The organism is Pseudomonas sp. H1h, assembly GCF_000633255.1.
Lineage (GTDB): Bacteria > Pseudomonadota > Gammaproteobacteria > Pseudomonadales > Pseudomonadaceae > Aquipseudomonas.
In genome coordinates this window covers 1-20750 of sequence record NZ_AYMJ01000026.1, presented here as the reverse complement: position 1 = coordinate 20750, position 20750 = coordinate 1, and the positions used below count along the sequence as shown (strand labels likewise).

General features: G+C 57.9%; 19 protein-coding genes. All 19 read left to right on the top strand.

Features of this window, described 5'->3' with window-relative positions:
• Nucleotides 1-2 precede the first annotated feature (2 nt).
• Nucleotides 3-1685, top strand: a complete 1683-nt coding sequence (gene yidC, locus U862_RS0121230; protein ID WP_025112252.1) for a membrane protein insertase YidC — start codon at nt 3-5, stop codon at nt 1683-1685.
• Between the two features lie 81 nt (nt 1686-1766).
• Nucleotides 1767-3137 (top strand): tRNA uridine-5-carboxymethylaminomethyl(34) synthesis GTPase MnmE, encoded by a 1371-nt coding sequence (mnmE, locus tag U862_RS0121225; protein ID WP_025112251.1) that lies wholly within the window; start codon nt 1767-1769, stop codon nt 3135-3137.
• Between the two features lie 552 nt (nt 3138-3689).
• Nucleotides 3690-5588 carry a tRNA uridine-5-carboxymethylaminomethyl(34) synthesis enzyme MnmG gene (mnmG, locus tag U862_RS0121220; protein WP_025112250.1) on the top strand — a complete coding sequence of 633 codons (1899 nt, stop codon included), beginning with the start codon at nt 3690-3692 and terminating at the stop codon, nt 5586-5588.
• On the top strand, nt 5585-6229 hold the full coding sequence (gene rsmG / locus U862_RS0121215; protein WP_025112249.1) for a 16S rRNA (guanine(527)-N(7))-methyltransferase RsmG: 645 nt from the start codon (nt 5585-5587) through the stop codon (nt 6227-6229). The genes mnmG and rsmG overlap by 4 nt, the downstream gene beginning before the upstream one ends.
• Nucleotides 6230-6247: 18 nt before the next feature.
• Complete coding sequence (locus tag U862_RS0121210; RefSeq protein ID WP_003229787.1) at nt 6248-7045, top strand: ParA family protein; 798 nt, start codon at nt 6248-6250, stop codon at nt 7043-7045.
• A gap of 9 nt (nt 7046-7054) precedes the next feature.
• The gene (locus tag U862_RS0121205) at nt 7055-7927 is read left to right on the top strand and encodes a ParB/RepB/Spo0J family partition protein (RefSeq protein ID WP_003229785.1); all 873 of its coding nucleotides are present in this window, start codon (nt 7055-7057) and stop codon (nt 7925-7927) included.
• Nucleotides 7928-8075: 148 nt separating this feature from the next.
• The gene (locus tag U862_RS0121200) at nt 8076-8483 is read left to right on the top strand and encodes a F0F1 ATP synthase subunit I (RefSeq protein ID WP_003229783.1); all 408 of its coding nucleotides are present in this window, start codon (nt 8076-8078) and stop codon (nt 8481-8483) included.
• Nucleotides 8484-8499: 16 nt separating this feature from the next.
• Entirely contained in the window at nt 8500-9369 is an 870-nt protein-coding gene (gene atpB / locus U862_RS0121195; protein WP_025112248.1) for a F0F1 ATP synthase subunit A, read from the top strand.
• Between the two features lie 133 nt (nt 9370-9502).
• Nucleotides 9503-9760, top strand: coding sequence for a F0F1 ATP synthase subunit C (gene atpE, locus U862_RS0121190; protein ID WP_003097235.1), 258 nt, complete (start codon nt 9503-9505; stop codon nt 9758-9760).
• Nucleotides 9761-9819: 59 nt separating this feature from the next.
• Nucleotides 9820-10290: a F0F1 ATP synthase subunit B gene (locus U862_RS0121185; RefSeq protein ID WP_007954149.1), complete on the top strand. Its 471-nt coding sequence runs from the start codon at nt 9820-9822 to the stop codon at nt 10288-10290.
• A gap of 12 nt (nt 10291-10302) precedes the next feature.
• Entirely contained in the window at nt 10303-10839 is a 537-nt protein-coding gene (locus tag U862_RS0121180; RefSeq protein ID WP_007911956.1) for a F0F1 ATP synthase subunit delta, read from the top strand.
• Between the two features lie 21 nt (nt 10840-10860).
• Complete coding sequence (atpA, locus tag U862_RS0121175) at nt 10861-12405, top strand: F0F1 ATP synthase subunit alpha (protein WP_016984064.1); 1545 nt, start codon at nt 10861-10863, stop codon at nt 12403-12405.
• A gap of 50 nt (nt 12406-12455) precedes the next feature.
• On the top strand, nt 12456-13316 hold the full coding sequence (gene atpG / locus U862_RS0121170; protein ID WP_008084419.1) for a F0F1 ATP synthase subunit gamma: 861 nt from the start codon (nt 12456-12458) through the stop codon (nt 13314-13316).
• A gap of 27 nt (nt 13317-13343) precedes the next feature.
• Nucleotides 13344-14723: a F0F1 ATP synthase subunit beta gene (atpD, locus tag U862_RS0121165; protein WP_025112247.1), complete on the top strand. Its 1380-nt coding sequence runs from the start codon at nt 13344-13346 to the stop codon at nt 14721-14723.
• A 45-nt stretch (nt 14724-14768) separates the two neighbouring features.
• Nucleotides 14769-15194, top strand: a complete 426-nt coding sequence (locus tag U862_RS0121160) for a F0F1 ATP synthase subunit epsilon (RefSeq protein WP_007954164.1) — start codon at nt 14769-14771, stop codon at nt 15192-15194.
• Between the two features lie 118 nt (nt 15195-15312).
• The gene (gene glmU, locus U862_RS0121155) at nt 15313-16680 is read left to right on the top strand and encodes a bifunctional UDP-N-acetylglucosamine diphosphorylase/glucosamine-1-phosphate N-acetyltransferase GlmU (protein WP_025112246.1); all 1368 of its coding nucleotides are present in this window, start codon (nt 15313-15315) and stop codon (nt 16678-16680) included.
• A gap of 132 nt (nt 16681-16812) precedes the next feature.
• Complete coding sequence (locus U862_RS0121150) at nt 16813-17589, top strand: DeoR/GlpR family DNA-binding transcription regulator (RefSeq protein ID WP_025112245.1); 777 nt, start codon at nt 16813-16815, stop codon at nt 17587-17589.
• Between the two features lie 2 nt (nt 17590-17591).
• Entirely contained in the window at nt 17592-19424 is a 1833-nt protein-coding gene (gene glmS / locus U862_RS0121145) for a glutamine--fructose-6-phosphate transaminase (isomerizing) (protein WP_025112244.1), read from the top strand.
• 409 nt (nt 19425-19833) lie between these two features.
• Nucleotides 19834-20750, top strand: a 917-nt coding sequence (gene hutU / locus U862_RS0121140) for a urocanate hydratase (protein WP_025112243.1), incomplete at its 3' end; no start/stop codon positions are given.

The window sequence follows — 20750 nt, the reverse complement described above, 5'->3', positions numbered from 1 at the left end:
TCATGGATATCAAACGCACGATCCTGATCGTCGCCCTGGCAATCGTGTCCTACGTTATGGTTCTTAAATGGAACCAGGACTATGGCCAGGCTGCCCTGCCGACTCAGAATGTTGCTTCCAGTACGACTGCATCCGGTTTGCCGGACACCGTTCCTGGCAATAACGCTTCCGCCAGTGACGATATTCCGCGTGCCGCCAGCGATACCAGCGCACCTGTGGAAACTCCGGTCGCTGCCAGCAAGGATCTGATCCAGGTCAAAACCGACGTGCTCGATCTGGCGATCGATCCACAGGGCGGTGACGTTGCGCAACTGACCTTGCCACTGTATCCACGTCGCCAGGACCGTCCGGATGTTCCGTTCCAGCTGTTCGACAACGGCGGCGAGCGCACTTATCTGGCACAAAGCGGCCTGATCGGCACCAACGGTCCGGACGCAAGCCCGGCCGGTCGTCCGGTTTACTCTTCGGAGAAGAAAAGTTATCAACTGGCTGACGGTCAGGACCAACTGGTCGTCGACCTGAAGTTCAGCAAGGACGGTGTCAACTACATCAAGCGTTTCACCCTGAAACGTGGCCTGTATGACGTAACCGTGACCTATCTTGTGGATAACCAGAGCGCTCAGCCCTGGTCCGGTTCGATGTTCGCTCAGTTGAAGCGCGACGCCAGTGCCGACCCTTCGTCGACCACTGCTACCGGTACTGCGACTTATCTGGGCGCTGCCCTGTGGACAAGTTCCGAGCCGTACAAGAAAGTGTCCATGAAGGACATGGACAAAGGTCAGCTCAAGGAAACTGTCACCGGTGGCTGGGTAGCCTGGCTGCAACATTACTTCGTGACTGCATGGGTTGCGCCGAAAGGCGAAAACAACATCGTTCAGACGCGTAAGGACAGCAAAGGCAACTACATCATCGGTTACACCGGTCCTTCGCTGACCGCTGCACCGGGTGCAAAAGTTGAAACCAGCGCCATTCTGTACGCCGGTCCAAAAAGCCAGGCTGTACTGAAAGAGTTGTCCCCAGGTCTGGAACTGACGGTCGACTACGGCATTCTGTGGTTCATCGCTCAGCCGATCTTCTGGTTGCTGCAACACATCCACGCGATTGTGGGTAACTGGGGCTGGTCGATCATCTTCCTGACCATGCTGATCAAAGGGATCTTCTTCCCGCTGTCGGCTGCCAGCTACAAATCCATGGCGCGCATGCGTGCCGTTGCTCCGAAACTGGCTGCACTGAAAGAGCAACATGGCGATGACCGGCAGAAAATGTCGCAGGCCATGATGGAGCTGTACAAGAAAGAGAAGATCAATCCGCTGGGCGGCTGCTTGCCGATCCTCGTGCAGATGCCGGTTTTCCTTTCGCTGTACTGGGTTCTGCTGGAAAGCGTGGAAATGCGCCAGGCGCCGTTCATGCTGTGGATCACCGACCTGTCGATCAAGGATCCGTTCTTCATCCTGCCGATCATCATGGGCGCGACCATGTTCATTCAGCAGCGTCTGAACCCGACTCCGCCGGATCCGATGCAGGCGAAGGTCATGAAAATGATGCCAATCATCTTCACCTTCTTCTTCCTGTGGTTCCCTGCTGGTCTGGTGCTGTACTGGGTTGTGAACAACTGCCTGTCGATTGCCCAACAGTGGTACATCACGCGTAAGATCGAAGCGGCGACGAAAAAAGCCGAGGCGTAACTTACTCTGTGGATAACACCACTCAAAACGCCCCCTAGTGGGGCGTTTTGCTATCTGTCACTTTTGTCTGGATTCCGGTTTATGAGCGCACCTCGTGAAACCATCGCCGCTGTCGCTACCGCTCAAGGGCGTGGCGGTGTCGGCATCGTCCGTATTTCCGGGCCGTTGGCCAGTGTTGCAGCCAAAGCCATCAGCGGCCGCGAACTGAAACCGCGTTACGCTCATTACGGCCCGTTTTTCAGTGATGACCAACACGTGCTGGACGAAGGTCTGGCCCTGTATTTCCCGGGACCGAACTCGTTCACCGGCGAAGACGTACTGGAACTGCAGGGCCACGGCGGCCCGATCGTTCTGGATATGTTGCTCAAACGTTGTCTGGAACTGGGCTGCCGCTTGGCGCGGCCGGGCGAATTCAGCGAACGTGCGTTCCTCAACGACAAGCTCGACCTGGCCCAGGCCGAGGCAATCGCCGATCTGATCGAAGCCAGTTCTGCACAGGCTGCACGCAATGCCCTGCGTTCCTTGCAAGGTGCGTTTTCCCTGCGTGTGCATAACCTCACCGAACAATTGATCGCTCTGCGCATCTATGTCGAAGCTGCCATCGACTTTCCGGAAGAGGAAATCGACTTTCTTGCCGATGGCCATGTGCTGAGCATGCTCGACAAGGTGCGCGATGAACTGTCCACAGTGCTTCGCGAGGCCGGGCAGGGTGCCTTGTTGCGTGATGGTATGACTGTGGTGATTGCCGGTCGTCCGAATGCCGGCAAATCCAGTCTTTTGAACGCCCTGGCCGGACGCGAAGCGGCGATCGTTACCGAGATTGCAGGGACTACGCGGGACATCCTGCGTGAACATATCCACATTGATGGCATGCCGTTGCACGTGGTGGATACCGCTGGTCTGCGCGATACCGACGATCAGGTGGAAAAGATCGGCGTTGAGCGCGCGTTGAAAGCAATCACTGAAGCGGATCGCGTGCTGTTAGTGGTCGATGCCACCGCTCCTGAAGCAGCAGATCCGTTTGCGCTGTGGCCGGAATTCCTCGAAACCCGTCCAGATCCGGCCAAAGTCACCCTGATCCGCAACAAGGCCGACCTCACGGGTGAAGCGATTGCCCTGGAAGTCAGCGAAGATGGCCATGTCACCATCAGCCTGAGCGCCAAATCGGCCGGTGACGGTCTGGAATTGCTGCGTGAACACCTCAAGGCCTGCATGGGCTACGAGCAAACTTCGGAAAGCAGCTTCAGTGCCCGACGCCGCCATCTCGAAGCCCTGCGGCATGCCAGTGCGGCGCTGGAACACGGGCGCGCGCAGCTGACGTTGGCAGGCGCTGGTGAGCTGTTGGCAGAAGATTTGCGTCAGGCGCAGCAATCCCTGGGAGAAATCACCGGGGCATTCAGTTCCGATGACCTGCTCGGCCGGATCTTCTCCAGCTTCTGCATCGGTAAATAGTCCTTCTGCTGTACACAGGCAGGCCCGTTCGCGGCCTGCCTGCCTCCCTTTTTCTCTACACCTTGTTCCAGTGCCGGGCAGATTCCTTCTCCCTGAGCGGATTTTTTGTGCCCGTGTGTTTCTCGTACAGACCTTTTCTGTGGATTAAGCCCTGTGAATAACTGGCAATGAGGTCAGTTGATAACAGGGCTTCAAAACTGGATATAACTGCCTCTGTGGATAACCACCCCATTCATCCACAGGCTTAAACCGGTTATCCAAGGGCCTCATTGGCACCTGATAACAGGGTTTTGAAACTCTGTACACATTGAATAACAAGGGTTGTAGCGATCTATCCACAGAAAGGTCGGTCAGTAAGAATAAACATAAAAACAAAGGTTTTATAAATTTCTCTCTTTTTTATTCTTTTAACTTCGAGTTCTCCACAGCTGGTTAAATTTTGTGCAAAGGGTTCTTTAGGAAGGGCGAAGTCCCTATACTTGTCGACCAGGTTCAGAAACCTGATCTCAAACTATTCCTGAATTACCTACTTAAGCAGGCACGAGGTGCGTGGTGGATTTCCCTTCCCGTTTTGAAGTGATCGTCATCGGCGGCGGTCATGCCGGTACCGAGGCAGCACTGGCCTCAGCACGTATGGGGGCAAAAACCCTGTTGCTGACGCATAACGTGGAAACCCTCGGTGCCATGAGCTGCAATCCGGCCATCGGTGGCATTGGCAAAAGCCATCTGGTCAAGGAAATCGATGCCCTCGGCGGCGCGATGGCCATCGCCACCGATTTGGGCGGCATCCAGTTTCGCGTGTTGAACAGCCGTAAAGGCCCGGCCGTGCGTGCCACCCGTGCGCAAGCCGACCGGATTCTGTACAAGGCCGCTGTCCGCGAAATTCTGGAGAACCAGCCGAACCTGTGGATATTTCAACAAGCCGCCGACGATCTGATCGTTGAGCAGGAACAGGTGCGCGGTGTTGTCACGCAAATGGGTCTGCGGTTCTTCGCTGATTCCGTGGTGTTGACCACGGGGACGTTCCTCGGCGGACTTATCCACATCGGCTTGCAGAATTTTTCCGGCGGTCGTGCCGGTGATCCGCCGTCGATCGCACTGGCTCACCGCCTGCGTGAACTGCCATTGCGTGTCGGTCGCCTGAAAACCGGTACGCCGCCGCGTATCGATGGCAAGTCTGTGGATTTCTCGGTGATGACCGAGCAACCAGGCGATACGCCGATCCCGGTGATGTCGTTCATGGGTAACAAAGAGCAGCATCCACGGCAGGTCAGTTGCTGGATCACCCACACCAACGCCCGCACTCACGAAATCATTGCCGCGAACCTTGATCGTTCGCCGATGTATTCCGCTGCCGGCGAAATCGAGGGCATCGGTCCGCGTTACTGCCCGTCGATCGAAGACAAGATCCATCGCTTTGCCGACAAGGAAAGCCATCAGGTGTTCATCGAACCGGAAGGTCTGACCACCCATGAGCTGTATCCGAACGGGATATCCACAAGCTTGCCGTTCGACGTGCAATTGCAGATCGTGCAATCGATCCGCGGCATGGAAAACGCGCACATCGTGCGTCCGGGTTATGCGATCGAGTACGACTACTTCGATCCGCGCGACTTGAAATACAGCCTGGAAACCAAAGTCATCGGCGGTCTGTTCTTCGCCGGGCAAATCAACGGCACCACCGGTTACGAAGAAGCTGGTGCCCAGGGTTTGCTGGCCGGGGCCAACGCCGCACTGCGCGCCAAGGGCAAAGAAGCCTGGTGCCCGCGTCGCGATGAAGCGTACATCGGCGTGTTGGTCGATGACCTGATCACCCTCGGCACCCAAGAGCCGTACCGCATGTTCACTTCCCGTGCCGAGTACCGCCTGATCCTGCGTGAGGACAACGCCGACCTGCGTCTGACCGAAAAAGGTCGCGAACTCGGCCTGGTCGATGACGCGCGTTGGGCGGCGTTCTGCAAGAAGCGCGAAAGCATCGAACTGGAAGAACAGCGCCTGAAAAGCACCTGGGTTCGCCCAAATACGCAGCAGGGCGATGCGATTGCCGAGAAATTCGGCACGCCGCTGACTCACGAATACAACTTGCTCAACCTCTTGAGTCGTCCGGAAATCGACTACGCTGGTCTGGTCGAAGTGACCGGCAACGGCGCCGAAGATCCCCAGGTCGCCGAGCAGGTCGAAATCAAGACCAAATACGCCGGTTACATCGACCGTCAGCAGGACGAAATCGCCCGTCTGCGCGCCAGTGAAGACACGAAATTGCCTGTGGATATCGATTACACCAACATTTCCGGTCTCTCCAAGGAGATCCAGAGCAAGCTCGGTGCGACGCGTCCGGAGACGCTTGGCCAGGCTTCGCGGATCCCGGGCGTGACGCCGGCAGCGATTTCGCTGTTGATGATTCATTTGAAAAAACGCGGCGCGGGCCGTCAGTTGGAGCAAAGCGCTTGAGTTCTAAGGTCACTTCGCAACACGCCGAAGAGTTATCCACAGGAGCCCGCAAGCTCGGTGTCAATCTCAGCGCAACCCAGCACGAATTGCTGCTGGGTTACCTGGCCCTGTTGATCAAATGGAACCAGGCCTACAACCTGACAGCGGTGCGCGATCCCGACGAAATGGTCTCGCGTCATTTGCTCGATAGTCTGAGCGTGATGTCTTTCATCGAAAACGGCCGTTGGCTCGACGTCGGCAGCGGCGGCGGCATGCCGGGGATCCCGTTGGCGATCCTGTATCCGGACTCGCAAGTGACCTGTCTGGACAGCAACGGCAAGAAAACCCGCTTCCTGACTCAGGTCAAACTCGAACTCAAACTGGATAACCTGCAAGTTATCCACAGTCGCGTTGAAGCCTTCCAGCCTGCCCAACCGTTCAACGGGATCATTTCCCGGGCGTTCAGCAGCATGGAGAACTTCACCCACTGGACTCGCCACCTCGGCGATGCCGATACGCGCTGGCTGGCAATGAAGGGCGTTCATCCGGCCGATGAGCTGGTAGCATTGCCGGCAGACTTCAAACTCGATAGCGAACACGCCCTGGCCGTACCCGGTTGCCAAGGCCAACGCCATCTGCTGATACTGCGCCGCACGGCATGATTGGGAACACAAGCAAGAATGGCTAAGGTATTCGCGATAGCGAACCAGAAAGGTGGTGTGGGCAAGACCACCACCTGCATCAACCTCGCAGCATCCCTGGTCGCGACAAAGCGCCGGGTGCTGTTGATCGATCTAGATCCACAGGGCAACGCCACCATGGGTAGCGGTGTGGATAAACATGGCCTGGAAAACTCGGTCTACGACCTGCTGATCGGCGAGTGCGATCTGGCCCAGGCCATGCACTACTCCGAGCACGGCGGTTATCAACTGCTGCCGGCCAACCGCGACCTGACTGCGGCCGAAGTGGTCCTGCTGGAAATGCAGATGAAGGAAAGCCGTCTGCGCAGTGCGCTGGCGCCGATCCGTGAGAACTACGATTACATTTTGATCGACTGCCCACCCTCGCTGTCGATGCTCACGCTCAACGCACTGGTCGCCGCTGATGGGGTCATTATCCCCATGCAGTGCGAATACTTTGCGCTCGAAGGCTTGAGCGACCTTGTGGATAACATCAAGCGCATCGCTGAACTGTTGAACCCGAACCTGAAGGTCGAAGGTTTGCTGCGCACCATGTACGACCCGCGCCTGAGCCTGATGAACGATGTGTCGGCGCAGCTCAAGGAACACTTCGGCGAGCAGCTCTACGACACAGTGATCCCGCGCAATATCCGCCTGGCCGAAGCGCCAAGCTACGGTATGCCGGCACTGGCCTACGACAAGCAATCGCGCGGCGCGCTGGCCTACCTGGCCCTGGCGGGCGAGATGGTTCGCCGTCAGCGCAAAAATTCACGTATCGCCGCTGCTCAGCCAACTTAAGGAATCCCCATGGCCGTCAAGAAACGAGGTCTCGGACGTGGACTGGATGCACTGCTGAGTGGTCCGACAGTCAGCGCGCTGGAAGAACAGGCTGCGCAGGCGGATACCCGTGAACTGCAACACTTGCCGCTGGACCTGCTGCAGCGTGGCAAATACCAGCCACGCCGCGACATGGATCCGCAGGCGCTCGAAGAGCTGGCGCAGTCGATCAAGTCTCAAGGCGTGATGCAGCCGATCGTGGTACGCCCGATTGGCGGTGGCCGCTTTGAAATCATCGCCGGTGAGCGCCGCTGGCGCGCGAGCCAACAGGCCGGTCAGGAAACCATCCCGGCCATGGTCCGCGATGTGCCGGATGAAACCGCGATCGCCATTGCGCTGATCGAGAACATCCAGCGTGAAGACCTGAACCCGATCGAAGAAGCGGTCGCCCTGCAGCGCCTGCAGCAGGAATTCCAGCTCACTCAGCAACAGGTTGCCGAGGCTGTGGGTAAGTCCCGCGTGACTGTGGCTAACCTGTTACGGCTTATTGCCCTGCCTGAAGTCATCAAGACCATGCTGTCCCACGGCGACCTGGAAATGGGCCACGCCCGTGCTTTGCTCGGCTTGCCGGACAATCAGCAGGTGGAAGGGGCGCGACATGTTGTCGCACGCGGCCTGACCGTGCGCCAGACTGAAGCACTGGTTCGCCAGTGGTTGAGCGGCAAACCGGAGCCTGTGGAAGCAGCCAAACCCGACCCGGATATCGCTCGCCTTGAGCAGCGTCTGGCCGAGCGCCTAGGCTCTGCGGTGCAGATTCGCCACGGAAAGAAGGGAAAGGGCCAGTTGGTCATCGGTTACAACTCCCTCGATGAGCTTCAGGGTGTGCTCGCACACATCCGCTGAAACATTTCCTCATGTAGCGCGCAGTCGGAAATCACTACCTGACAGTTGAATAGGGGCAGAACCGCCCCTATACTCTGCGCGCATTTTGTCGGCACAAATTATGCCAAGTTATTGAATTCTGGCAGCCGACCATTGGAGAGCAATCGTGATGGAAACCCGCAAGCCAAACCGCCTGCCGTTCCATCGCCTGGCGGTTTTTCCGGTGTTGATGGCTCAATTTGTCATTTTGCTCATTGCCGCTTTGGCGCTCTGGCAATGGCACGGAGTCGTTGCCGGATACTCGGGACTTTGCGGAGGCCTGATAGCCTTGCTGCCCAATGTTTATTTCGCTCACAAGGCATTTCGGTTTTCCGGCGCCCGAGCAGCCCAGTCCATCGTCCGGTCATTTTATGCCGGCGAGGCAGGCAAACTGATTTTGACGGCAGTGCTGTTTGCACTGGTGTTTGCAGGTGTGAAGCCATTGGCGCCGATCGCAGTATTCGGTGCCTTCGTGCTGACTCAGTCGGTCAGCTGGTTCGCTCCCCTGCTGATGAGAACAAGACTTTCGAGACCTTAGGGCGTTTGAGGCAACCATGGCAGAAACAACCGCTTCGGGCTATATCCAGCACCACTTGCAGAACCTGACCTTCGGTCAGCTACCTAACGGCGGCTGGGGCTTTGCCCATTCCGCAGCAGAAGCCAAAGAAATGGGCTTCTGGGCTTTCCACGTCGATACCCTCGGCTGGTCGGTCGCACTGGGCCTGATTTTCGTTTTCCTTTTCCGCATGGCGGCAAAGAAGGCGACTTCCGGTCAACCTGGTGCCCTGCAGAACTTCGTTGAAGTACTGGTCGAATTCGTCGATGGCAGCGTGAAAGACAGCTTCCATGGCCGTAGCCCGGTGATTGCACCGCTGGCACTGACCATCTTCGTCTGGGTGTTCCTGATGAACGCCGTCGACCTGGTACCGGTCGACTGGATTCCTCAGCTGGCCATCCTGATCACCGGCGACCACCACATCCCGTTCCGCGCCGTGTCGACTACCGACCCGAACGCGACCCTGGGCATGGCGTTCTCGGTTTTCGCACTGATCATTTTCTATAGCATCAAGGTCAAGGGCCTCGGCGGCTTCATCGGCGAACTGACCCTGCACCCGTTCGGCAGCAAGAACATCTTCGTTCAAGCCTTGCTGATCCCGGTGAACTTCCTGCTGGAATTCGTGACCCTGATCGCCAAGCCGATCTCCCTGGCTCTGCGTCTGTTCGGCAACATGTATGCCGGCGAGCTGGTGTTCATTCTGATCGCTGTGATGTTCGGCAGCGGTCTGCTCTGGCTGAGCGGCCTGGGCGTTGTTCTGCAGTGGGCGTGGGCAGTGTTCCACATCCTGATCATCACCCTGCAGGCGTTCATCTTCATGATGCTGACCATCGTCTACCTGTCGATGGCGCACGAAGAAAACCATTAAGAGCAGCCTCGGCTGATCTGATGTCCCTCCCGGTCAAACGGGAGGGGGCTCTTAACCGGGCCTCTGAAACGATTTGTTTTACCGCTTTAATCTAAAAAACCTAAACCATACGACGTAAAAGTCGGGAGGAAAGATGGAAACTGTAGTTGGTCTAACCGCTATCGCTGTTGCACTGTTGATCGGCCTGGGCGCACTGGGTACCGCAATTGGTTTCGGCCTGCTGGGCGGCAAGTTCCTGGAAGGCGCAGCGCGTCAGCCAGAAATGGTTCCAATGCTGCAAGTTAAAATGTTCATCGTTGCCGGTCTGCTCGACGCCGTAACCATGATCGGTGTTGGTATCGCTCTGTTCTTCACCTTTGCGAACCCGTTCGTTGGTCAGATCGCTGGCTAATTACCCGGATTTTTCCGAGTAATTTGATGTGATGGACAACGTAACTGCGAGGTGTTGGCGTGAACATTAATGCGACCCTGATTGGCCAGTCCGTTGCGTTCCTGATTTTTGTACTGTTCTGCATGAAGTTCGTATGGCCTCCGGTCATCGCTGCTCTGCACGAACGTCAAAAGAAGATCGCTGATGGTCTGGACGCTGCCAGCCGTGCAGCTCGCGACCTGGAGTTGGCCCAAGAGAAAGCGGGTCAGCAACTGCGCGAAGCGAAAGCTCAGGCAGCTGAAATCATCGAGCAAGCCAAGAAACGCGGTAACCAGATTGTCGAAGAGGCCGTTGAAAAGGCCCGTGTCGATGCTGACCGTGTGAAGGTTCAGGCTCAAGCCGAGATCGAACAGGAACTGAACAGTGTCAAAGACAAGCTGCGCGCCCAAGTGGGCTTGCTGGCTGTCGGCGGCGCCGAGAAGATCCTGGGTGCCACAATCGATCAAAACGCGCACGCAGAGCTGGTTAACCAACTGGCTGCTGAAATCTAAGCGAGGGCGATCATGGCAGAACTGACCACGTTGGCCCGACCTTACGCTAAGGCGGCCTTCGAGCACGCTCAGGCCCACCAGCAACTGGCCAATTGGTCAGCCATGCTCGGCCTGGCTGCAGCGGTGTCACAAGATGACACCATGCAGCGCGTGCTCAAGGCCCCGCGACTGACGAGCGCAGAAAAGGCCGCCACGTTTATTGACGTGTGCGGCGACAAGTTTGATGCCAAGGCACAGAACTTCATCAATGTCGTTGCCGAAAACGACCGTCTCCCGCTTCTGCCGGAGATTGCCGCTCTTTTCGACCTGTACAAGGCCGAACAAGAGAAGTCGGTAGACGTTGAAGTGACCAGTGCATTTGCATTGAACCAAGAACAGCAAGACAAACTCGCCAAGGTTCTCAGTGCACGACTCAACCGGGAAGTGCGCCTGCAAGTTGCGGAGGATGCTGCCCTTATAGGTGGTGTCGTGATCCGCGCCGGCGACCTGGTTATCGATGGCTCGATTCGCGGCAAAATCGCGAAACTTGCCGAAGCATTGAAATCTTGAGTTTGAAGGGGCAGCAGAGCAATGCAGCAACTCAATCCTTCCGAAATAAGTGAAATTATCAAGGGCCGCATCGACAAGCTCGATGTGACCTCCCAAGCCCGTAACGAAGGCACTGTCGTCAGCGTATCTGACGGCATCGTGCGGATTCACGGTCTGGCCGACGTCATGTACGGCGAGATGATCGAGTTTCCGGGCGGCGTCTACGGTATGGCCCTCAACCTGGAGCAAGACTCCGTAGGTGCCGTTGTACTGGGCGCTTACCAGTCTCTGGCTGAAGGCATGAGCGCCAAGTGCACTGGCCGCATCCTCGAAGTTCCGGTGGGTAAGGAACTGCTGGGTCGCGTAGTCGACGCACTGGGTAACCCTGTTGACGGCAAAGGTCCACTGGGCAACACCGAGACCGACGCGGTCGAGAAAGTTGCACCGGGCGTGATCTGGCGTAAGTCGGTAGACCAGCCTGTACAGACTGGCTACAAGGCTGTCGATGCGATGATCCCTGTCGGCCGTGGCCAGCGTGAGCTGATCATCGGTGACCGTCAGATCGGTAAAACCGCTCTGGCGATCGACGCGATCATCAACCAGAAAGACAGCGGCATTTTCTGCGTCTACGTAGCAATCGGTCAGAAACAATCGACCATCGCCAACGTGGTTCGCAAGCTGGAAGAAAACGGCGCCCTGGCCAACACGATCATCGTGGCTGCCAGTGCTTCGGAATCTCCTGCGCTGCAATTCCTGGCACCGTACTCCGGTTGCACCATGGGTGAATTCTTCCGCGACCGCGGTGAAGACGCGCTGATCGTTTATGACGATCTGTCCAAGCAAGCAGTGGCTTACCGCCAGATTTCCCTGCTGCTGCGCCGTCCACCAGGCCGTGAAGCTTACCCAGGCGACGTGTTCTATCTCCACTCCCGTCTGCTGGAGCGTGCATCCCGCGTTTCGGAAGAATACGTAGAGAAGTTCACCAACGGCGCAGTGACCGGCAAAACCGGTTCCCTGACCGCACTGCCGATCATCGAAACCCAGGCTGGCGACGTTTCCGCGTTCGTTCCGACCAACGTGATTTCCATCACCGACGGTCAGATCTTCCTGGAATCGGCCATGTTCAACTCGGGCATCCGCCCTGCAGTGAACGCCGGTGTTTCGGTATCCCGTGTGGGTGGTGCCGCTCAGACCAAGATCATCAAGAAGCTGTCCGGTGGTATCCGTACCGCTCTGGCTCAGTACCGTGAACTGGCGGCATTCGCCCAGTTCGCTTCTGACCTGGACGAAGCGACCCGTAAGCAACTTGAGCATGGTCAGCGCGTTACCGAGCTGATGAAGCAGAAGCAATACGCACCTATGTCGATCGCTGACATGGCGCTGTCGCTGTATGCCGCTGAGCGTGGGTTCCTGACTGACATTGAAATCGCCAAGATCGGCAGCTTCGAACAAGCGCTGATTGCTTTCTTCAACCGCGATCACGCCGATTTGATGGCCAAGATCAACGTTAAAGGTGACTTCAATGACGAAATCGACGCTGGCATGAAAGCCGGTATCGAGAAGTTCAAGGCCACCCAAACCTGGTAAGCCGCAGCGGGAGCCGCGAGGCTCCCGCTTGCTAACCTGATAGGTGTTACATGGCAGGCGCAAAAGAGATTCGCAGTAAGATTGCGAGCATCAAAAGCACGCAAAAGATTACCAGCGCCATGGAAAAAGTGGCGGTCAGCAAAATGCGCAAGGCACAAATGCGCATGGCTGCTAGCCGTCCTTATGCGGAGCGTATCCGCCAGGTTATTGGGCATCTGGCCAACGCCAACCCGGAATACCGCCACCCGTTCATGATCGACCGCGCTATCAAGCGTGTGGGTTATGTCGTTGTGAGCAGTGACCGTGGTCTGTGCGGCGGCTTGAATACCAACCTGTTCAAGGCCCTGGTCAAGGACATGGCGGTAAACCGCGAAAACGGCGTCGAGATTGATCTGTGTGTTGTTGGTAGCAAGGGTGCGGCCTTTTTCCGCAACTTCGGCGGTAACGTCGTTGCAGCTATCAGCCACCTGGGTGAAGAGCCGTCGATCAATGATCTGATTGGCAGCGTCAAGGTGATGCTGGATGCCTACCTGGACGGCCGTATTGACCGCCTGTCCGTGGTGTCCAACAAATTCATCAACACCATGACGCAACAGCCTACCGTGGAGCAATTGATTCCACTGGTGGCAACCCCGGATCAGGATCTCAAGCACCACTGGGACTATCTCTACGAACCGGATGCCAAAGAGCTGCTTGACGGCTTGATGGTCCGCTACGTTGAGTCGCAGGTCTACCAGGCGGTGGTCGAGAACAACGCGGCTGAACAAGCTGCGCGGATGATCGCGATGAAGAACGCTACCGACAACGCCGGTGATTTGATCAGCGATTTGCAGCTGATCTACAACAAGGCGCGTCAGGCTGCGATCACCCAAGAGATCTCGGAAATCGTCGGCGGCGCTGCCGCGGTTTAACGGTTCAAATATTCAGAGGATCCAGCTATGAGTAGCGGACGTATCGTTCAAATCATCGGCGCCGTTATCGACGTGGAATTTCCACGCGACAGCGTACCGAGCATCTACAACGCGCTGACAGTTCAAAGCGCGGCCGCAACCACTCTGGAAGTTCAGCAGCAGCTGGGCGACGGCGTGGTTCGCACCATTGCGATGGGTTCCACCGAGGGCTTGAAGCGCGGTCTGGAAGTTACCGACTCTGGCGCAGCCATCTCCGTACCGGTCGGTAAAGCGACCCTGGGCCGGATCATGGACGTCCTCGGTAACCCGATCGACGAAGCGGGTCCGATCGACACCGAAGAGCGTTGGGGCATTCACCGTCCAGCGCCTTCGTTCGCTGAGCAAGCAGGCGGCAACGACCTGCTGGAAACCGGCATCAAGGTTATCGACCTGGTTTGCCCGTTTGCCAAAGGCGGTAAAGTCGGTCTGTTCGGTGGTGCCGGTGTAGGCAAAACCGTAAACATGATGGAACTGATCCGTAACATCGCCATCGAGCACAGCGGTTATTCCGTGTTCGCCGGTGTGGGTGAGCGTACTCGTGAGGGTAACGACTTCTACCACGAGATGAAGGACTCCAACGTTCTGGACAAAGTGGCACTGGTTTACGGTCAGATGAACGAGCCGCCGGGTAACCGTCTGCGCGTAGCACTGACCGGCCTGACCATGGCCGAGAAGTTCCGTGACGAAGGTAACGACGTTTTGCTGTTCGTCGACAACATCTATCGTTACACCCTGGCCGGTACTGAAGTATCCGCACTGCTGGGCCGTATGCCTTCGGCAGTAGGTTACCAGCCGACTCTGGCTGAAGAGATGGGCGTTCTGCAAGAACGTATCACTTCGACCAAAGAAGGTTCGATCACCTCGATCCAGGCGGTATACGTACCTGCGGACGACTTGACCGACCCGTCGCCAGCGACCACCTTCGCCCACTTGGACGCCACCGTCGTTCTGTCCCGTGACATCGCTTCCCTGGGTATCTACCCAGCAGTAGATCCACTGGATTCGACTTCGCGCCAGCTGGACCCGAACGTAATCGGCCAGGACCACTACGACACCGCTCGCGGCGTTCAGTACGTTCTGCAACGTTACAAAGAGCTGAAGGACATCATCGCGATCCTGGGTATGGACGAGCTGTCGGAAGCCGACAAGCAGTTGGTAAACCGTGCTCGTAAGATCCAGCGCTTCTTGTCGCAGCCGTTCTTCGTGGCTGAAGTCTTCACCGGTGCTTCGGGTAAATACGTTTCCCTGAAAGACACCATTGCTGGCTTCAAAGGCATCCTCAACGGTGACTACGACCACCTGCCAGAACAAGCGTTCTACATGGTTGGCGGCATCGAAGAAGCGATCGAGAAAGCCAAGAAACTGTAATCCCGGCGCCCGGCAACGGGCGCTAATTTAGGTTGAGGCAATCAGATGGCTATGACAGTCCATTGCGATATCGTCAGCGCGGAAGGGGAAATCTTTTCCGGCCTGGTCGAGATGGTGATTGCGCACGGTGCACTGGGTGATCTTGGTATCGCTCTGGGTCACGCGCCGCTGATCACTAATCTGAAGCCAGGTCCGATCCGCCTGATCAAGCAAGGCGGGGAAGCCGAGGTGTTCTACATCTCCGGTGGTTTCCTCGAGGTTCAGCCGAACATGGTCAAGGTGCTTGCCGATACCGTGCAACGTGCCGCCGACCTGGATGAAGCTCAGGCTCAAGCAGCTCTCAAGGCTGCCGAAGCTGCTCTGCATGAGAAGAGCGCAGATTTCGATTACGGAGCTGCGTCCGCACGTCTGGCCGAGGCTGCAGCTCAGCTGCGCACCGTCCAGCAGATCCGCAAGAAGTTTGGCGGTTAATCCGTCAGCCACTTGTTGTGCGATTGATAAAAAAGGGTAGCCTCGGCTACCCTTTTTTCTTTTCCGAATTCCCAAAACCCGGTCGCAGTAGCTGACCACCCAGGATTGGTAGCCAGTCATGTCTCTCGAAATCGTTATTCTCGCGGCCGGTCAAGGCACCCGTATGCGTTCGGCGCTGCCGAAGGTTTTGCACCCGGTTGCCGGCAATTCCATGCTTGGTCATGTTATCCACAGCGCACGCCAACTTGATCCGCAGCGTATCCATGTGGTCATTGGCCATGGTGCCGATGTGGTGCGCGAGCGCCTGGCTGCTGATGATCTGAATTTTGTACTGCAAGACAAGCAACTGGGCACCGGTCACGCCACCGCCCAGGCCGTGCCGTTCATCACCGCCGACACCGTGCTGATTCTCTACGGTGACGTGCCGCTGATCGAAGTTGAAACCCTGCAGCGCCTGCTCAAGCATGTTGTGCCGGGACAAATGGGGCTGTTGACCGTTGAGCTGGAAGACCCGACCGGTTATGGCCGTATCGTGCGCGACGCGGACGGCAAGGTTGCCGCGATTGTCGAGCACAAGGACGCCAGCGAAGCCCAGCGCGCAATCACCGAAGGTAACACCGGTATCCTCGCCGTCCCGGCCAATCATCTGGCCGACTGGATGAGCCGCCTGTCGAACAACAATGCACAGGGCGAGTACTACCTGACCGACGTGATTGAAATGGCGGTCAATGACGGCCTGGTGGTTGCCACCGAGCAACCGCATGACGCGATGGAAGTGCAGGGCGCCAACGATCGCAAGCAACTGTCGGAACTGGAGCGCCATTACCAGTTGCGCGCTGGTCGCCGGTTGATGGCACAGGGCGTGACCCTGCGTGACCCGGCGCGTTTCGATGTACGCGGCGAAGTGACCGTTGGTCGCGATGTGCTGATCGACGTCAACGTGATCCTCGAAGGCAACGTTGTTATCGAAGACGACGTGGTGATCGGTCCGAACTGCGTGATCAAGGACAGCACCCTGCGCAAAGGTGTGGTGATCAAGGCCAACAGCCACATTGAAGGGGCGATTCTCGGCGAGGGCAGCGATGCCGGTCCGTTCGCCCGTCTGCGTCCGGGCACCGTGCTCGAAGCGCGTGCGCATGTGGGTAACTTCGTCGAACTGAAAAACGCGCGCATGGGCGAGGGTGCCAAGGCCGGACACCTGACCTATCTGGGCGACGCCGAAATCGGTGCGCGCACCAACATCGGCGCCGGCACCATCACCTGCAATTACGATGGCGCCAACAAATGGAAAACCGTGTTGGGCGAAGATGTGTTCATCGGTTCCAACAACTCGTTGGTGGCGCCTGTGGATATCTCCGACGGTGCGACGACGGCAGCCGGTTCGACCATCACGCAGAATGTGGATAAAGCGCAGTTGGCCGTCGGTCGGGCGCGGCAGAAAAATATCGATGGCTGGAAGCGGCCGGAGAAGATCAAGAAGAGCTGAGTTATCCACAGCGCTTCAATCTGAAAGATCGCTGCCCACGGGCAGCGATTTTTTTTCATCGGTGGCTTGACGGTTTTGCTTCGATAGGTTTTGATTGCTTTCATTATCTTTCGAATCGAAACTTATCGCGCCATGTCGAAACGCAATACACCCCAACGTCGCCACAACATTCTGGCTCTGCTCTCCGAGCAGGGTGAAGTGAGTGTCGACGAACTCGCCAAGCGTTTCGAAACCTCGGAAGTGACGATTCGCAAGGATTTGGCCGCGCTGGAAAGTCACGGTCTGTTGCTGCGTCGGTATGGCGGGGCGATCACCATGCCTCAGGAATTGGTGGCCGACGTCAGTCAGAACGTTTCCAAATATAAACAGGCAATTGCCCGCGCTGCCGTCAAACGCATTCGCGAGCACGCCAGGATCATCATCGACAGCGGTAGCACTACCGCCGCCATGATCCCCGAACTTGGCCAGCAACCGGGTCTGGTGGTCATGACCAACTCCCTGCACGTTGCCAACGCCTTGAGCGAGCTCGAACACGAGCCGGTCCTGCTGATGACCGGCGGCACCTGGGATCCCCATTCGGAATCCTTTCAGGGCCAGGTCGCCGAGCAGGTACTACGCTCTTACGACTTCGATCAATTGTTCATCGGTGCCGACGGCATCGATCTGGTGCGTGGCACCACGACCTTCAATGAGTTGCTCGGCCTGAGCCGGGTGATGGCGGAAGTGGCGCGGGAAGTGATCGTGATGGTCGAGGCCGACAAGATCGGCCGCAAGATTCCAAACCTGGAGCTGCCGTGGAGCAGTGTCCATACCCTAATCACCGATGATCGCCTGCCGCAGGAGGCACGGGATCAGATTCAGGCTCGCGGTATCAATTTGATTTGCGCGACGGTCAGTCAGGAGAAATAAGCATGTGTGGAATTGTCGGCGCGGTAGCTGAACGTAATATCACCGCCATCCTGGTCGAAGGCCTCAAGCGCCTCGAATACCGGGGTTATGACAGTGCCGGTGTGGCGGTGTACACCAATGACGGCACGCTGGAACGCACCCGTCGCGTGGGTAAGGTCAGTGAACTGGACGCAGCCCTGGCTGAACATCCGCTGATTGGCCGTCTCGGTATCGCCCACACCCGTTGGGCAACTCACGGTGCGCCGAGCGAACGCAACGCCCACCCGCATTTCTCCGGCAACGTCGCGGTGGTGCACAACGGCATCATCGAAAACCATGATGCGCTGCGTGAGCAACTCAAGGCGCAGGGTTACGTGTTCTCTTCCGACACCGACACCGAAGTCATCGCCCACCTGCTGACCGAAAAACTCAAGGCGCTGCCGGACCTGTCCGACGCGCTGAAGGCAACCGTCAAGGAACTGCATGGCGCCTACGGTCTGGCGGTCATCCATGCGCTGCAACCGGATCGTCTGGTCGCGGCTCGCAGCGGCAGCCCGCTGGTGATCGGCCTGGGCCTGGGCGAAAACTTCCTCGCCTCCGATCAACTGGCCCTGCGTCAGGTCACTGACCGTTTCATGTACCTGGAAGAGGGCGATATCGCCGAAATCCAGCGTGACAAGGTGCAGATCTGGGACGTGACCGGCAAAGCCGTCGAGCGCCAGACCGTGCAGTACACCGACGGTGCCGAAGCCGCCGACAAAGGCGAGTTCCGCCACTACATGCTCAAGGAAATCCACGAGCAGCCTGCCGTGGTTCAACGCACCCTCGAAGGTCGTCTGAGCGAGAATCAGGTCTTGGTACAAGCCTTTGGTCCGCAGGCCGCCGAGCTGTTCGCCAAGGTGCGCAATGTGCAGATCGTCGCGTGCGGCACCAGTTATCACGCAGGCATGGTTGCCCGTTACTGGCTCGAAGAGCTGGCCGGTATTCCGTGTCAGGTCGAAGTCGCCAGCGAATTCCGCTACCGCAAGGTGGTGGTGCAGCCGGACACGCTGTTCGTCACCATTTCCCAGTCCGGCGAAACCGCCGACACCCTGGCCGCCCTGCGCAACGCCAAGGAGCTGGGCTTCCTCGGCAGCCTGGCGATCTGCAACGTCGGCATCAGTTCGCTGGTGCGTGAATCCGATCTGACCCTGCTGACCCAGGCCGGTCGCGAAATCGGCGTGGCCTCGACCAAGGCGTTCACCACGCAACTGGTCGGCCTGCTGCTGCTGACCCTGTCCCTGGGCCAGGTGCGCGGCACTCTGGAAAAAGGCGTTGAAGCCCGACTGGTCGAAGAACTGCGTCGCCTGCCAACTCGCTTGGGCGAAGCGCTGGCCATGGACAGCACCGTGGAAAAAATTGCCGAACTGTTCGCCGACAAGAACCACACCCTGTTCCTCGGTCGTGGTGCGCAATACCCGGTAGCGATGGAAGGGGCTTTGAAGCTCAAGGAAATCTCTTACATCCACGCCGAAGCCTACCCGGCCGGCGAATTGAAGCATGGCCCGCTGGCGCTTGTGGATAACGACATGCCAGTGGTGACCGTGGCGCCGAACAACGAACTGCTCGAGAAGCTCAAGTCCAACCTGCAGGAAGTCCGCGCCCGCGGCGGCGAACTGATCGTGTTCGCCGACGAGAAGGCCGGGATGACCAACGGCGAAGGCACCCACGTGGTGCAGATGCCGCACATTCACGACATCCTCTCGCCGATCCTCTACACCATTCCGTTGCAACTGCTGTCGTACTACGTCGCTGTGCTCAAGGGCACCGACGTGGATCAGCCGCGCAACCTGGCGAAGTCGGTGACGGTGGAATAAGTTATCCACACGGGTAACCCGCAATAATCAGCCACAGCCTGGAGGCCCGTTGGGTCTCCAGGCTGTGGCATGTTCCCCACTTTTTGTTACCGAACACCCCAGCGCGGCGCAACGCCACGCTTCTGTAACAGCCTCCCGCCGCTCAGAGCTCCCCCTGCAAAAAAACTGAAACACGCCAAAACCCTTGATTTTGTTGCTCTACAGCCGTGTCCACGGTTCTTGTTGGAGGACTTCTCGGCAAGTTGGCCGTTCAATTGCATATGCTTGTATGTACAAGTAAAGACGTATGCATACGAGTCGAAAGAAACGCCGCATTACGTCCACTGATTCGCTTGTCGCGCCAAGGGGCGCACAAGCCGCTTGCCCACCGCCAGGGTTGGTTTGAATTGATCGCTGAGGAGTCTTTTTCGTGACTGACAATACCCAGAAACCTACGAAGTATCGTGACGTCGAAATTCGTGCATCGCGCGGCAACACGCTGACCGCCAAGAGCTGGCTGACCGAAGCGCCGCTGCGCATGCTGATGAACAACCTCGACCCGGAAGTGGCCGAGAACCCGAAAGAGCTGGTGGTTTACGGTGGTATCGGTCGCGCCGCACGTAACTGGGAGTGCTACGACAAGATCGTCGAAAGCCTGACCCATCTGAACGACGACGAGACCCTGCTGGTGCAGTCCGGCAAGCCGGTCGGCGTGTTCAAGACCCACGCCAACGCCCCACGCGTGCTGATCGCCAACTCCAACCTGGTGCCGCACTGGGCGAGCTGGGAACACTTCAACGAACTCGACGCCAAAGGCCTGGCCATGTACGGCCAGATGACCGCTGGCAGCTGGATCTACATCGGCAGCCAGGGCATCGTCCAGGGCACCTATGAAACCTTCGTCGAAGCCGGTCGCCAGCACTACAACGACAACCTCACTGGCAAGTGGGTGCTGACTGCCGGCCTCGGCGGCATGGGCGGCGCCCAGCCACTGGCTGCAACATTGGCCGGTGCCTGCTCGCTGAACATCGAATGCCAGCAGGTGAGCATCGATTTCCGCCTGAAAAGCCGTTACGTCGACGAACAGGCCAAAGACCTCGACGACGCGCTGGCCCGCATCGAGAAATACACCAAAGAAGGCAAGGCGATTTCCATCGCCCTGCTGGGCAACGCCGCGGAAATCCTCCCGGAACTGGTTCGTCGCGGCGTGCGCCCGGACATGGTCACCGACCAGACCAGCGCCCACGACCCACTCAACGGCTACCTGCCGGCGGGCTGGACCTGGGACGAATACCGCGCCCGCGCCAAGACCGAACCGGCCGCCGTGATCAAAGCCGCCAAGCAGTC